Source organism: Chitinophagales bacterium (assembly GCA_020636535.1).
Classification (GTDB): Bacteria; Bacteroidota; Bacteroidia; order Chitinophagales; family JADIYW01; genus JADJSS01.
The window spans coordinates 137,302-154,098 of sequence record JACJXT010000011.1; the positions used below are offsets into that span (position 1 = coordinate 137,302).

The following is a 16,797-nucleotide window of genomic DNA, read 5'->3' on the forward strand; positions in this document are numbered from 1 at the left end:
ACTACTCACTACTATATACTCAATACTAAATATTACTTTTGTTCCATGTCAACGCTACATATATATAACACACTTACCAGACAAAAAGAAATTTTCGAACCATTACATCCACCATTTGTTGGATTGTATGTTTGCGGACCAACAGTATATAATTACTTGCACTTAGGCAATGTAAGAACATTTATAGCATTCGATGTCGTATATCGCTATCTAAAATATCTTGGCTATAAAGTAAGGTATGTTAGAAATATCACCGATGCAGGACATCTTACTAATGAAGCAGGCGAAGGTGTTAACAGAATGGAAGCTCAAGCTAAATTAGAACAGTTAGAACCAATGGAAATTGTTCAAAAATATACACTCAGTTTTCATGATGTATGTAGATTGTTCAATATGAAAGAGCCAACCATCGAGCCAACAGCAACAGGTCATATTGTAGAACAAATTGATATGGCAAAGCAATTAATCAATAATGGTTTTGCTTACGAAGTTAATGGCTCAGTTTACTTCGATGTAAAAAAATACAACGAAAAATACAAGTATGGTATACTGTCTGGTAGAAATATAGACGAAGCAGAAGAAGGGTATAGAGATTTAGACGGACAAGAAGAAAAGAAAAACAGCATCGATTTTGCACTTTGGAAAAAGGCATCAGACGAACATATTATGCGATGGAATTCTCCTTGGGGCGATGGCTTTCCTGGTTGGCATTTAGAATGTTCTGTAATGAGTACCAAATATCTAGGTAAACAATTTGATATTCATGGTGGAGGAATGGACTTAAAATTTCCACATCACGAATGCGAAATTGCTCAAAATGTAGGTGCTTGTGGTACACAACCAGTTAAATATTGGATGCATAGCAATATGCTTAACTTCAACGGACAAAAAATGAGTAAGTCTTTAGGCAACTCTATTTTACCTTTAGAAATGATAGAAGGCAATCATCATTTATTAGATAAAGGCTATTCACCAATGACTATCCGTTTGTTGTTTCTACAATCACATTATTCTAGCGAGTTAGACATTAGCATTAAAGCACTGCAAGATGCCGAAAAGAATTTAAGAAAGCTATTAAATGCAGCACAGTTCTTACAAGAAATTAAACAAGAAGGCGAGTTAAAACCAGCAGTAGATATAGACGAAGCAATTCATCAACTATGTTTAAGTTGTAAAACCAATATGGACGATGATTTTAATACAGCAAAAACAGTAGCTAATTTATTAAACTTGGCTACGCATATTAATACATACTACAACAATGGAAAATTAGCCAACAATATTTCTGTTGATACTTATAATTTATTACAAAAAATATATCCAGAATTTTTATTTGATGTATTAGGATTACAAGCAGAATCCAACAGTCAAAACAATGAGGCATTAGATAAAGTAATGGACTTAGTAATAGACATTAGAAATACTGCAAGAACTACTAAAGATTGGGCAACCAGCGATAAAATTAGAGATGCATTAAAAAGTGCAAACATTGAATTAAAAGATGGAAAAGAAGGAACTTCCTATGAAATTAAATCGTAAAATTATAATTATATTAATTTATTCTATATTTATTTTGTCTTGCAAATTAAAGCCAAAACAAACTGAAGCAGAGCAAACAGCAACAACAGTAGAACGACCAAATTTTTCTGCCGATTCGTGCTATCGTTTTATACAAGAACAAGTTACCTTTGGTGCAAGAATTCCTAACACACCAGCTCAAGCAAAATGTGCTTTATACTTAAAAGAGAAATTGCAAAGCTATGGAGCAACAACTATCATTCAACAAGCCAATTTAATAGTCTATAACGGACAAACAGTACCGTGCTACAATATTATTGGTAGCTATAATCCAAATGTAGAACGAAGAATTTTATTATGTGCTCATTGGGACACTCGACCTTTTATGGATCAAGAAGAAGACAAAGCCATACAACAACAACATAACGATGGTGCAGATGATGGTGCTAGTGGTGTAGCCATTTTACTAGAAATTGCTAGACAACTACAAGCAAAAAATCCAGAAATAGGTGTTGATATTATTTTCTTTGATGTAGAAGATTATGGTCAACCACAATACAATTATAATCCAAATGTAGAAGATGATTATTGCTTAGGTACACAGTATTGGTGTAAAAATCCACACAATGCAAATTACCAAGCAGAAGCAGGTATTTTGTTAGATATGGTTGGAGCAAAAGGAGCAACTTTTCCATACGAAGGTATTTCTATGCAATACGCACCAAGTTTTTTAAAACAAGTATGGCACAATGCAACGCTACTAGGATATAGCAACTATTTTCTAAAACAACAAAGTGCAGCAATAACAGACGACCATTATTATATAAATACACTAGCAGGAATACCAACAATAGATATAATCAATAGAACTACAGCAACCGAAAGTGGTTTTGCTTCACATTGGCACAAACAAACCGATAATATAGATATTATTAGTACAGCAACACTACAAGCAGTTGGAGAAACAGTTTTGTACAGTGTGTATGAATTTTAAGTAATAGATAATTTAATACAAGAAGATTTTTCAAATAGAAATAATATTGTATTTTTGCCAACCATTAGAGCGTTAAGTTCAGGTCCTATAGCTCAGCTGGTTAGAGCACCTGACTCATAATCAGGGGGTCCATGGTTCGAGCCCATGTGGGACCACAAAAAGCACCTATTTAATAGGTGCTTTTTTATAATATAATTGTCCAATAAGCTAAGGGCTATATAATTAAATCTTTTTTGTATTATTTGATGTATCTTTGTATCGAATTTATTTCAGAGTAATAAACTTAATTAATTGATTTGGTGTTTACTATAGTGTATCTAAAATGGTAATAAACAAGAACAAACGACTACTGGCTGTTTTATTACTAATTTTCTTATTTGTTTTTTGTACTACAGCACAGACTAATAAATATGAAATTGGTATTACTACAGGTGTGTTTATTCCTAATACAACAGAAAAGGAAGATGCTATCATTAATAAGAAATTAGAAAAATCATTTCAGTCCAAATACTTTAAACTATTACAATTCTATAATATTCCATCTACTACACAAAAAAAAGAATGGGAATTACAAGGACTTAAATTAACAGATTACTTACCTGGCAATGCCTATTTTGCTATTATAGATGAAAACTTTAATCTACAACAAATAGAAAATCAAATAAGAGCAATTATACCTATTGATAGTCGTTTTAAATTAGAACAGTCTATCTTCTCAAAAGGAATTCCAAAACATGCTATTCAAAATGGCAAAGCACAACTTATATTGAATTATTATGTAGGATTAAATTTCAATGACATCTTACAAACACTAAAAGAAAAAAACATAGAAGTACTTTTATTTGATACATTAACTACTCAAATAAATATTAGTATTCTACCAAATCGATTGAATGAATTAGTAGCATTGCCTTTTATTCAATATATCGATGCAGTTTCTCCAGAACCTATTTTAGAAGGACTTGATTTTAGAAATGCATCTGGCAGATCTAATTATTTAAATACTGGATATAACGGATTAAATTATAACGGTGAAGGTGTAGTTATAGCTATTGGAGAAGGAGGAGCTTTAGATACAGAAATTGATGCAAAAGGAAGAGTCACTTTAGAACTTGGGTCTGGTTATAGCGACCATAAAGTTGGTGTAATGGAAAATTTAGGTGGAGCAGGCAACTGGGATCCTACCAATCGCAATCAATCTTGGGGAGCTACAATATTAAGTACTACAGGAAGCACCAATTATGCTGCATTATATAGTAGTCATAATTTGTTATATACCAATCACTCTTATGGTTATGGTGTTTCTGGTGGATATAATTCACAAGCAAGAAATCATGATATATTATTGTCCTCTATTCCACAATGTGCTGTTTTCTATTCTGCTGGTAATGATGGTACTGCTACTGGTTATGCTCCATACGATATAGCCAACTGGGGAAACATAACTGGTGCAGCCAAAATGAGCAAAAATATGTTGGCGATTGGCTCATTATTGTCTAGCGATATACAACCAGCGTTTAGTTCTAAAGGACCAATGTACGATGGTAGAATTGCACCACAAGTGGTAATAGAAGGTGGTGGAGGAACTTCTTTTGCGGCACCTAAAGCTGCTGGAATCTTTGCTATGCTTACACAAGCATATAAATCTCAAAATGGTGGAATTGAACCAGCATCATCACTACTACGAGCTATTGTTTTTAATACTGCTGACGATATAGACAATCTAGGACCAGATTTTAAAACGGGTTACGGACGCATTAATGTGCGAAGAGCATATAGCGTAATGACTAATTATCAGTTTTTAAATGCAAGTGTAGCAAATAGCAATACCAATTCACATACTATTAGTGTACCAAACAATACCAAACAATTAAGAGTAATGATTGTTTGGCCAGATGTTCCTGCTGCACTTAATGCAAATCCAGCTATTGTAAACGATTTAAATTTAGTAGTAAAAGATCCTAGTAGTACAGCATATAATCCTTGGGTACTTGATGTTAGTTTACCATCTTCAGATACAAAACTAAATACACCTGCAGTTCGTGGAGTTGATAATTTAAACACCATAGAACAAGTTACAGTAGATAATCCTGTTGCTGGAAATTGGACAATAGAAGTCAATGGATTTAATGTGCCTTCTGGTCCACAAACTTATTTTCTTAGCTACGAATTTCTTCATGATGAGCTACAGTTTATGTTTCCACTAAAAAATGAACGCTTAGTAAGTAATGAAACTTATCAGTTAAAATGGGATAGTTATGGTAATGATGATCCTTTTTCTATAGAGTATCAGTTAAATGGTGGTAGTTGGACAACAGCAGCATTGAATATTGATTCACTGACTAGAAGTTATGCTTGGGTAGCACCTACAGTAAGTGGTATTCAAACTATAAAATTCAGAATAAAAAGAGGCAGTTTGATTTCCGAGAGTGATATTAATTATATAGGAAAGTCAGTAGATAATTTTAGAATTACTAAGGTTTGTAATGATACAGTTACCTTTCGTTGGAGTGCAGTTAATGGAGCTACAGCATATAAAATATATAAACTAGGTGCAAGGTATATGGAAGAAGTTACTAGTAATATCAGCTATTATGGTACTTCTGCAATACTAACAGGTCAAAGTACAGTTAATAATGAGTATTACGCTATAAGTGCAATTACTGGTACATACGAAGGAAGAAGAACTTATGCTATTGTAAAAACGCCTGGCGATTTAAATTGCGTTGGCATAAATTGGACAGGCACTGTTTCTACTGATTGGTTTGATCCAAGTAATTGGGCAACGAGTACTGTTCCTACTTCAACAGATAATGTAATTATTCCTGCTGCACCAAGCAATCAACCGTTTATTGATAATATAGGTGCTGTTTGTGGCAATATTACTATCGATACAGGTGCTTCTTTATCTATGAGTAACACAAACAAATATGCTTTGTCTGTTTATGGCGATTGGATAAACAATGGCACATTTAATGCTGGTATCGATACTGTTGATTTTGCATCTACATCCAACTATCAAGAAATTAGTGGAAATGCTACAAGCAATTTTTATGTTCTGAAAGTATCAAAAAACAATGTAAATAATATTTTAGAAGCCACCGCTTTAATTACATTAAATGCAACTACCAATCCATTAATAATAGAAAGTGGTACATTCAAACTATCAAGTACTTCTACCATTTTTCCATTTACCAATAATGGTGGTGCTGATTTAGTTGCTGATGAAGGAGTTTGGAACAATGGTGGTACTATAAATGTAAATTTAGGTAGCGATAATTGGTATAATGCTGGAAGAATTACACTTACTGCTGGTACTATAAATGTTGGTACAAATTCTAATAATAGTATAATTCAGTGGAATGGTGGTGTGCTTACTATAGAAGATGGCACACTAAAAATTGCAGGATGCTTGCGTCCATATAGTGATATTTCATCGAGTACTTATAAGCAATATGGTGGTACTGTTATTGTTAATGCTGTTGGATCTACTAGTACAAGTAGAGCTCCTTTTGAAATTAATCCGAATGTGCCTTTTACAATGACTGGTGGTACTATTATCATTAGAAAAGCATCTTCAAATGCATCAGACTATTGGAATAAATCAGATAATGCTACTATTTCTGGTGGCACACTTCAAATTGGTGATGCATCAACGCCAATCAATCAAAATATAAAAATAAATACGATTAATCCAATTTATAACTTAGTTGTTAATACTACAAATAATCCAACAGCTAGACTAGTTAGTAATAACTTAAATGTTATTAATAATATTGATATAAATGGTGGAACGCTTAATGCAAATAATTTAGATATAGCTATTCAAGGCAACTGGAAAAACAATAGTAATTTTACTGCTGGCACAGGAAGTGTTACTTTTAATGGTTATGTTAATCAAAATATAATTGGAAATAATACTACTGTATTTAATAATTTAATTATTAATAATAAAAACGGAATTGATTTAAGTGGAACTGTTAATGCAAATATTAATACTGTGCTCACGCTTTTGAAAGGCGTAATCAATACATCAAACAACAGAGTAGTGATGAATACAGGAAGTACTGTTAATCGTACTTTAGGACATATATTTGGAAAACTACAAAAAACAATTTCAACAGGCAGTAATGTAAGTGCTAATTTTGAAGTTGGTGATGCTACAGAAACGCATTATACACCAGCAAGTGTGTTGTTTAATACAGTAAGTAATGCAGGAACAATAACGGCATCTACTATTGCATCAAATCATTCTGCAATAGATAGTTCTGTGTTAGATGCAACAAGAAGCGTAAACAGAAATTGGACATTAAGCAATAATGGAATTGTTTTTGATAACTACAATGCATCGTTTAATTTTCTTTCATCTGATATAGATACTAGTGTTGATTGGAATTTTTTAGAATGTGCTAAATACGATGCAGGAACATGGACTTATCCTTCTATTGGAACAAAAACAGCAAACAGTGTTGAAATTACCAATGTAAGTTCTTTTAGCGATTTTCAGTTAGGTGAACATATTGCGGTACTACCTATAGAACTACTTGCTTTTAATGTTGTACTAGTAGACAATCATCAAGTAGAAATTGATTGGAGTACTGCCACTGAAATTAATAACGACTATTTTATTGTTGAAGAATCTACCGATGCACAACATTGGACATCATTAACAACAGTAAACGGACAAGGCAATTCATCTGAAATAAGTTCGTATACAACTTTTGATAGTCAACTAACAAATGGTTATAATTATTATAGACTAAAACAAGTAGATGTTGATGGCTCATTTACTTATTCAGATATTCAATATGTAGTAGTTGAAAACAACAATAGCATTATTGCCGTTTATCCAAATCCAACAAACGATATAGTTTATATTGCTGGATTAAATAATCAAAAAATTCAAATATTTTCTAGTTTAGGGCAAGAAGTTACTAGTTCAGTAAACATAAATTACAACAACAATAATTGTCAAGCAGATTTAAGTTGGTTAACTGATGGTATATACTTTATTAAAACACCAACAGAAATGCTTAAAGTAATTAAAAGAAGTTTTTAATAGTAAAATTTGAATAGTTATCTACTCAACCCAAAACTAATCTCTCTTTGATTAAATGCTTCAATGCCATTCGTTGTTTCAATTAATAACTGACCGTGTTCATTTACACCAATAATTTTTCCATTGATTATAGATTCTTTATACATAAAACTATGAGTAATATTTTTTAAATATAAATTAAATTCATATTTTTTTTGAAGTTCAGGTTTACTATAATCACTCATATACCAATTTTCAATGTGCACTAAAAGTGTTTGCAAAACAGTGTTTAAATCAAAGCTAGTTTTTTCTACTATTTGCATACTAGTAGCCAATGTCAAATCAAGAAAATGAGTCTGATTTACATTTAAACCAATTCCAATAACAGACTTAGTAATAAATTGACCACTAATCGTATTCTCAATTAAAATACCAGCAATTTTTTTTTCATCAACATAAATATCATTCGGCCATTTTATTTGAATTAGTTGATTATTTAAATATTGTTTAAGCGTTGCCACTACAGCAAGAGCAACTTTCATATTTAGCATAAAATGATTTATTGCCAATAATTTATCAGGAAAATAAATAATACTTGCCGTTATATTTTTTCTAGCTTCACTCTTCCAAATATTAGTCCCTTGTCCTCTTCCATTTAACTGTTCATCTGCCAAAATTACAGTTCCATTTTTTGGAGTAGTTTTTGCTAGTAATTCTTTTGCATAGGTATTAGTACTATCAATTTGTTGCAAATGAATTAAACTTTTGCCTGTAAATTTGGTTTTATAAATAAATAATGCCAAAATGATTATTTTTGGAAAGTTAATAAGAAGTAATTGGAAATAAAAAGAAAGCAAAACAAATCATCAATCACAGAAAGTGAAATGCTAAATAATACTTTAGTAACACTTTTGCAAGATAAAAAAGCCAACGAAATTGTTAGCTTAGATTTAAGACAAATTCCAGAAGCAATTGCAGATTTCTATATCATTTGCCATGGAACAAGTACTACGCAAACCAGAGCTATGATTGACTATGTAGAGCAGGAAATGAAAACGCAATATCAAACCAATGCACTGCATACAGAAGGCAAACAAAATGGCGAATGGTGTTTGATTGATTTTGGTGAAGTAATTATACATGTTTTTATAGAAGAAAAAAGAGAACTGTATCAATTAGAAGACCTATGGCAAGATGCAGAAAGAATAGATTATAATTAAAAAATAAATATACAACTAATGGATTTTAACCCAGAAAATGATAATAACAACAATAATAAAAAGAACAAAAAAGGTGGTTTTAATGGTTATTGGATTTTTGGAATTTTAATAGTAGTACTTCTAGCAACACAAATGTTGTCTATGAATACCAAAATTGGAGAGATTACCGAAGATCAATTTTTCTTAGAATATTTACCAAGTAACGATGTTCAAAAAATACTTATCGTTAACCAAAACGAAGTAGAAGTTTTTATTAAAGAAGATTCACTTGCAAAAAAACAATATGCAGAAGTTAAAGATACAAAGTTTGGAAATGCTAATTTAGGACCACACTATAAGTTTCAGCTAACTTCGGTAGATGCATTTAAAAGTAAACTCGACAAACTACAAGAAGGCAAACCATTAGAAGAAATGGTGCTAGTAAAAAATGAAAACAGAAAAAGTTTCTTTGATATTTTTCTAATGTATTCGCCACTATTAATTATTGTAGCAATTTGGTTTTTCTTAATGCGTAGAGCAACTGGTGGAATGCCTGGTGCTGGTGGTCAAATTTTTAATATCGGAAGATCTAAAGCAGCACTACACGATAAAGATACCAAAGTAACCATCACTTTTGATGATGTTGCAGGACTAGATGAAGCGAAAGAAGAAGTTAAAGAAATTGTCGACTTTCTTAAAAATCCAAAGAAATATACAACACTTGGAGCTAAGATTCCAAAAGGAGCACTGCTTGTTGGTCCTCCAGGAACTGGTAAAACTTTATTAGCAAAAGCAGTTGCTGGCGAAGCTCAAGTGCCATTCTTTTCTATCTCTGGTTCCGATTTCGTAGAGATGTTTGTAGGTGTTGGAGCATCAAGAGTAAGAGATTTATTTAAACAAGCAAGAGAAAAAGCACCTTGTATTATTTTTATCGATGAGATTGATGCAGTAGGTAGAGCTAGAGGCAAAAACATGATGCAAAGTAATGACGAAAGAGAAAATACACTCAATCAGTTACTAGTAGAAATGGACGGTTTTGCTGGCGATAAAGGCATTATTCTTTTAGCTGCAACCAACAGACCAGATGTATTAGATGCTGCTTTATTAAGACCTGGAAGATTTGATAGACAAATTTCTATTGATAAACCAGATCAAAAAGGTAGAGAGCAAATCTTTAAAGTGCATTTAAAAATATTAACTTCTTTGGCTAGCGATGTTACTGCTGATAAATTAGCAGCTTTAACACCAGGATTTGCTGGAGCAGAAATTGCCAATGTATGTAATGAAGCGGCTTTAATTGCTGCTAGAAAAAATAAAACAGCAGTCGATTTAGACGATTTTCATAATGCTATAGATCGTTCTATTGGTGGATTAGAGAAGAAGAACAAAATCATTTCACCACAAGAAAAAGAAATTATTGCATTTCACGAAGCTGGTCACGCTATTTGTGGTTGGTATTTAGAACACGCACATCCTTTATTAAAAGTAACTATTATTCCAAGAGGAATTGCAGCATTAGGTTATGCTCAATATTTACCAAAAGAACAATATTTATATAGAACAGAGCAACTATACGACGAGATTTGTATGACACTTGGTGGACGAGCTGCCGAAGAAATTGTATTTGGCAAAATATCTACTGGTGCACAAAACGACTTACAACGCATTACGCAATTGTGTTATGCTATGGTAACTGTTTATGGTATGAACGATACCATAGGCAATGTTTCTTTTTACGATCCACAAAACGACAATCCATTTACTAAGCCATATTCCGAAGAAACTTCTAGAGAGATAGACCAACAAGTTCGTAAGATGATTAATGAAATGTACGAAAGAACTAAAAAACTACTTACAGAAAAAAGAACAGAATTAGATTTATTAGCAAGAAGATTATTAGAAAAAGAAATATTATTTAAAGCAGACCTAGAAAATTTAATTGGCAAGCGACCTTTTGAAGAAGAAGATATAATTCCAACTACAGAGAAAGAATTAATAGCAGAAGAAAAGAAAGTAGAACAACAAATAGAAAACATTACACAAGAAGAAAATAAAGTGTAGTATTGGTCATCTTTAGCGAAGCAAAACATCTAAATTATAATGGTCGGTTTTTTTACCGACCATTTTTTATTTATTCAAGAATATTGTTTGGTTCGTATTTTATAGCTAAATCAACATAAAGCGTCATTCCTTCGAAAGAAGGAATCTATGAACTCCTTTATTATACTTCGGTGATAGTTTTTTATATCGTGACAAATTATTAATGCTTAAACATAAATAACTTTAGTATTAATAATATAGTAATTAATAAAAAGACGCGTCTTTACGAGCGAATGAAAGTAGCGAAGTAATCTATCTTTTTTGTGGTTTATAGTTTTGAGATAACTTCAATTTTTTCGTATCTCAAAAATTTTGTAATAATGATTAGTATGAGTTAATTATATAGAATTTTTAGCTATAATTTAGTTTGTTCTAACTACAATTTCCTTCTAGTAAAACAGATTGATAGCAATCTTCGTACATAGGTACTATTTTTTCTATGCTAAATTTTTTAGCTTGTTGATAGGCATTCTTTCTAAACTGTTGTAGTAGCTCATCATTGCTTAATAACTCTATCGACTTTTGTGCCATTGCATCTACATCACCAATATCACAAACAAAACCAGTTTTTCCATCTATATTAACTTCAGCAATTCCACCAGCATTTGATGACACAACTGGCACTTCGCAAGCCATAGCTTCTAGTGCAGCCAAACCAAAGCTTTCACTTGCAGATGGCATTAAAAACAAATCGGCAACTGCTAACAATTCTTCTACTGCATCTTGCTTGCCTAAAAATCGTACATCGTTAATATTACAATTTTGTCGTACTAAAAGCTCTATGTTTTGTCGTTCTGGTCCATCACCAATTAATAATAATTTAGCTGGAATTTGTTCTACGATTTTACAATACACTTTTACAACATCATCTACTCTTTTTACTTTTCTAAAGTTAGAAGTATGCACTACAATTTTTTCACCGTTTGGAGCAATCGCTTTTTTAAAATGCTCTTTATTGGTTTTCTTAAATCGAGAAAAATCAATAAAATTTGGAATGACTTTAATATCTTTTTCAATCTCAAAAAGCGATAGTGTATCTTGTTTTAAACTTTCAGAAACAGCTGTAACACCACACGATTTATTGATAGAATAAGTTACAACTGGTTCGTAAGTTGGATCTTTTCCTACAAGTGTTATATCAGTTCCATGAAGCGTAGTAATTACAGGAACGCTTTTGCCTTTAGTCAGCAAAATTTGTCGTGCCATATACGCAGCAGATGCATGTGGAATAGCATAATGCACATGAAAAATATCTAGGTTGGCATTGAGTGCTACATCGACTAATTTACTAGCCAAAGCAGTTTCGTAAGGTGCAAAATCAAACAAAGGATAATCTCTTAATCGCACTTCATGATAGTAAATGTTTTCGTTAAAAGTTTCCATGAGTCGAGCTGGTTCTTTGTAAGTAACAAAGTGTACTTGATGACCATTATTAGCTAATGCTTTACCAAGTTCAGTAGCCACCACACCACTTCCGCCATAAGTTGGATAACACGCAATTCCGATATTCATAGTGCGAAGATAATTTTAATTTACTCCTTATTAAAACAAAATACTGGAATCTAAGTTCATTTGTTGTTAGAACGCTATACAAATAGCTATCTAAAAGTATTAAGGATATAGGACTTTAGTTCTAGCTGTAGAAATTTATTTTATAGAGAAATAAACTTTACAATTTATTTACATTTATCAAAAACTATACCTATATTTAGTTAACAAAAGGTGGGTATGAAAAGTATACATATACTTTTTGCATTGAGTTGTTTACTCATAATCAATGCATGTAAAGAAGAAGATAATAAAAGAGTAGCAACTACGGCAGTAAACTCTGATGCACGATTTGAAGCGTTGCCAATTAATCAAATACAATATATTGGCAGTCATAATAGTTATAGACTTAGAACTACGGATAAACTTTTTGATTTTGCACAAAAACTAAAACCAATTTTGAGTCCATTAGGTTTAAATCCAGATGAATGGGATTATACGCACTTACCAATTACAGAACAATTAGATTTAGGTTTAAGAACTTTCGAGTTAGATATTTACAATGATCCAAGTGGAGGAAAGTTTTACAATAGAGCAGGCAATGCACTTGTTGGTTTGCCAGTAGCTTCTGGTATCGACGCACTTAAAAAGCCAGGCATGAAAATTATTCATATTCCAGATATGGATTACAATACACATTACTATACTTTTGTAGATGCTTTGGCTGGTATTAGAAACTGGAGCATACAACATCCATCACATTTACCCATTTTTATTATGGTTGAGTTGAAAGATTTTTCTATTGGAAATGTATTGCCATTTTTTGCAAAAGCACTACCATTTGATGAATCTGCAATGAACAAAGTAGATGAAGAAATTAATGGTGTTTTTGATAGAACTAACTTGTTATTTACACCAGATGATTTAAGAAAAAGCTATCCTAATATAAAAACAGCATTAGAGACAGAAGGTTGGCCAACAGTAAAAGCAATGCGAGGCAAAATAATAATTATAGCATATCATAATGATGCATATTTAACAAATCATCCGAATTTAGAAAACAGAAAAATGTTTATGTATGTCAATGAAGATAGTCCGAATGCAGCATTTATAATAAAAGATGGAAGTCAAGATAGTTATGATGATATACAACGATTAGTTAATCAAGGATATATAGTTAGAACAAGAGCAGATGCAGGAACTGATGAAGCTAGAACAGAAGATTATACTAATATGAATGCTGCATTTACATCTGGAGCTCAACTTATTTCTACTGATTACTATGTACCTGACTTTAGAGCAGGTACCAATGGTTGGTCGTACTATAAAGTCTCTTTTGATGGAAATACATTTAACAGAACTAATGTTTTAAATACACCAACAGATATAGCAGGACAATATATCATGCCGTAACTACCTAATCAAATGTAGTGTTCCAGTTGCAGTGTATTGCTGTCCGTCTACACCTTGGTATTCTATAAAATAGATATATGCATCCATTGGAGCTACTTCACCTTTGTAGTCGCCATACCAAGCTTCATCACGATTATTTGTACTAAACACCATTTGATGCCATCTATTAAAAATTTTAAATGAATAACCAGTATCACTTGCTAAATACAAAAATGGTTTAATGCTTTTGTTTACACCTTGTGGAGCAATTGCATTTGGCATAAATATTTTTGGTGTTGGCTTTAAACAAACTATATTCGACGAATTTCGCAGCAATTGTCTTGGTGTTGCATCATTCAAATTATAGTATTCTGCAATAATCATAAAACAAATTTCAGTAATACTGTCTGCAGTATAATCAAATAAATCTTCGTAAACAGCTTGTTCTACATTATTGCCATAACTTCCAAAAAAACTCAACATACTATCTTGATAAGTATATACACTATAGTTAATGATTTGAGCACTATCGGTATAGAAATCGTTCCATTCAATATTACCAGTATTGCCTTTGTCTTCTTCTACTGTAAGATGAATAGTATTGGCAGCTTGAGAATAATGTTCTGCACCACAATTATCTGTAGTTACTACTCTATAATAAAATGAATTATTACTCGGATTGGCAGCACCATCAACAAAAACAATTTGTGTACTATCTTGAAAAAATGGAGTAATTACAACTGGAGTAAAGGTAGTGCCATCTGGACTTCTTTGTAGTATAAACTTTTTAGGAGGCGTTGCAGAAGTGTCTTTCATATATTGAATGACAATATGATTATCTGCATTGATAGTTATAGCACGAATATAATCGTCTTCGTAGCTTTCTATTACATCAGAATTAATACATTGTTCATTAGAATAAGCAGTAAAACCATTGGGCAAATTAACCTTTACTCTAGCACATACAGTGGTCTGAGCTGGAATGTTTTGTATAATATAACTTGTGGCAGTATTATCAACTGTACCAACTGTAGCATAAGCTGCACTACCAAACTTTGCCTGAATTTCGTAATTGGTAGGCGTACCATTTTCGTATAAATAAGGCGACCAATTTACACTTACTGTTTTAGTACAAACATCTGGCGTATTAATGTTTAGCAAACAAGAACGATGATCTTTATTGGTCAAAGCACCTTGATATCCTAATGGATCTTCGCAATATTCTAAAGTTCTAATTCTATAACTTACCACATCTGTATTTACATCTATCAATGCATCTGTAAAAGAAGTATTTGTTCTTCCAAAAATTGTGTCTGGCGTTGTATAATTATCTAAACTATTAAATACTAAATAGCCAACAACTTCGGGATTTGTAGATCCATACCAGTTCACTTGCATCTGTCCGGAAACAACAGTAATGTCTTTTAATACAATTGCAGGTTGTGGTTTTATATCATCTAAAGTATCAGAAATACTTGGTGTTGGTGGATTTGGATTAGCACAACTACCTCTTTGAATAATATAAAAATATACATCGTCTATAGCACTTCCTGGATTTGGAATAGTGGTAGTAGATTGAAATTCATTAGTAACTGTAGTTAGTAAACTATAACTTCCATTTCTATTATTGATACTATAATATATTTCGTATTGTTGAAAGCATGGTCGGTTTGTAGGAATTAACCAAGACAAGACCACATCACTATTGCTATTTCTTACACAACGCAGTGTTGGTGGCTCAAAAATACCTTGAGCTAAACTGTTTAATGAAAACAGCATAGTAATTATTAATAGACGAATATGTTTATCCAACCACCACTTCATATAAGTTGTTTAAAGTTAAATATTTCTGTGCAATAGACAACAACTCTTCTGCATTTGTTGCTTCAATACTGTTAACAAAGTAAGAAAATTTATCAATGTCAACACCTTCTACAGTATAGCTGGTATAAGTTCCCATACTATTAAAAGCACCATCGGTTTGTTTTAAATATCGTCCTAACAAATAATTTCTAGCCATATCTATTTCTTCATTGCTAATCTTCTCTTGTGTTAAACGATTTAATTCTTTATAAATTTCATCAATACACAATTTAATGTTCTCTTTATTAGTGTCTGTGTGAATTGCCCAAACACCATCAAACTTGTAAGGTTGCAACATCGAGTAAATACCATAAGTTAATCCTTTGTCTTCTCTAATATTATTCATCAATCTCGAACCAAAATAGCCACCAAAAATAGTATTGAGCAAAACAAATTTGCTATAATCATCATTTTGTTTGTTAAACAAATGTTTGCCAATAATTACAGAACTTTGTACACTACTGTCTTTATGAATGTGGTGTTTTAATTGCGTACTACTATTTATAGTATAAGTATTTTGAGGAGTAACAGGAATATTTTTTTGCCAATTACCTAAATATTGTTCTAGCAATTGTAAGGTATTGTCTGAAACATTTCCGCCTATAAAAATTTTTAATTGTTTAGGATGCAATTGCTCTTGATAATACGACAATAATTCTGCTTGATTTACTGCTTCAATAATAGTTGCAGTTGTACTGTAACCATAAGGATGTTTATTGCCATATAAATCTTCGTTAAACGATTGCTGCGCTACAAAATCAGTTTTTTCAAGCTTAACAGAAAGTCTTGCCAAAGCATTTTTTTGGAATAAGTCAATTTCATCTTCAGGAAAAATAATATCATTCAAACAAGTAACTAAGAGATTCAATGCTTGTTCTACATAAATACATAAACAACTTATATTTATATTAAATGTATTGTATCCAGCATGAGCAGACATGCTTACACCAAGTGCATCTATACTATTATTTATTTCATAAGATGTTTGATTAGCTGTTCCACTTTTAAATAAAGCAGCAACAGCATCAGCAATTAAAGGTGTTTTTTCTTGCCATCTACCACTATCAAACTGTAAGTGTATCTTAATGATTTCATTTTGTAGTCCACCAAAAACAAAAACAGGAACACCATTGCTTAATTTAAAAGTATTTGGTGTTGGAAAAACAATATCTTTAATTGGATGTATTGTAGGTAGTATTGTCATA

10 protein-coding genes and 1 tRNA gene are annotated in these 16,797 nt (G+C 31.8%); 7 read left to right on the forward strand and 4 right to left on the reverse strand.

Features of this window, described 5'->3' with window-relative positions; translation table 11 throughout:
- Window positions 1-45 precede the first annotated feature (45 nt).
- The 4 genes from H6553_01005 (at window position 46) to H6553_01020 (ending at window position 7,571) form a co-directional block, all read left to right on the forward strand.
- Window positions 46-1,539 (forward strand): cysteine--tRNA ligase, encoded by a 1,494-nt coding sequence (locus tag H6553_01005; GenBank protein MCB9032396.1) that lies wholly within the window; start codon window positions 46-48, stop codon window positions 1,537-1,539.
- Window positions 1,523-2,512, forward strand: a complete 990-nt coding sequence (locus tag H6553_01010; GenBank protein MCB9032397.1) for a M28 family peptidase — start codon at window positions 1,523-1,525, stop codon at window positions 2,510-2,512. Before H6553_01005 ends, H6553_01010 begins: the two co-directional genes overlap by 17 nt.
- An 81-nt stretch (window positions 2,513-2,593) precedes the next feature.
- A tRNA-Ile gene (locus H6553_01015) sits at window positions 2,594-2,667 on the forward strand.
- 167 nt (window positions 2,668-2,834) lie between these two features.
- Complete coding sequence (locus tag H6553_01020; protein MCB9032398.1) at window positions 2,835-7,571, forward strand: S8 family peptidase; 4,737 nt, start codon at window positions 2,835-2,837, stop codon at window positions 7,569-7,571.
- A gap of 17 nt (window positions 7,572-7,588) precedes the next feature.
- Here H6553_01020 and H6553_01025 read toward each other — a convergent pair whose 3' ends face one another.
- Window positions 7,589-8,353, reverse strand: a complete 765-nt coding sequence (locus H6553_01025) for a biotin--[acetyl-CoA-carboxylase] ligase (protein MCB9032399.1) — start codon at window positions 8,351-8,353, stop codon at window positions 7,589-7,591.
- A 33-nt stretch (window positions 8,354-8,386) separates the two neighbouring features.
- Between H6553_01025 and rsfS the strand changes: the two genes are divergently transcribed.
- Both rsfS and H6553_01035 read left to right on the forward strand, forming a co-directional pair.
- Window positions 8,387-8,770, forward strand: a complete 384-nt coding sequence (rsfS, locus tag H6553_01030) for a ribosome silencing factor (protein ID MCB9032400.1) — start codon at window positions 8,387-8,389, stop codon at window positions 8,768-8,770.
- Window positions 8,771-8,788: 18 nt separating this feature from the next.
- A complete protein-coding gene (locus H6553_01035) occupies window positions 8,789-10,810 on the forward strand; it encodes an ATP-dependent zinc metalloprotease FtsH (GenBank protein ID MCB9032401.1) in 2,022 nt (673 codons plus the stop codon).
- Window positions 10,811-11,221: 411 nt separating this feature from the next.
- Here H6553_01035 and bshA read toward each other — a convergent pair whose 3' ends face one another.
- On the reverse strand, window positions 11,222-12,361 hold the full coding sequence (gene bshA / locus H6553_01040) for an N-acetyl-alpha-D-glucosaminyl L-malate synthase BshA (protein ID MCB9032402.1): 1,140 nt from the start codon (window positions 12,359-12,361) through the stop codon (window positions 11,222-11,224).
- Between the two features lie 216 nt (window positions 12,362-12,577).
- Between bshA and H6553_01045 the strand changes: the two genes are divergently transcribed.
- On the forward strand, window positions 12,578-13,750 hold the full coding sequence (locus H6553_01045) for a hypothetical protein (protein ID MCB9032403.1): 1,173 nt from the start codon (window positions 12,578-12,580) through the stop codon (window positions 13,748-13,750).
- Here the strand turns inward: H6553_01045 and H6553_01050 are convergent, their stop codons facing one another.
- On the reverse strand, window positions 13,751-15,553 hold the full coding sequence (locus H6553_01050; GenBank protein MCB9032404.1) for a gliding motility-associated C-terminal domain-containing protein: 1,803 nt from the start codon (window positions 15,551-15,553) through the stop codon (window positions 13,751-13,753).
- On the reverse strand, window positions 15,534-16,796 hold the full coding sequence (locus H6553_01055; GenBank protein ID MCB9032405.1) for an insulinase family protein: 1,263 nt from the start codon (window positions 16,794-16,796) through the stop codon (window positions 15,534-15,536). The genes H6553_01050 and H6553_01055 overlap by 20 nt, the downstream gene beginning before the upstream one ends.
- Window position 16,797: the final 1 nt, after the last annotated feature.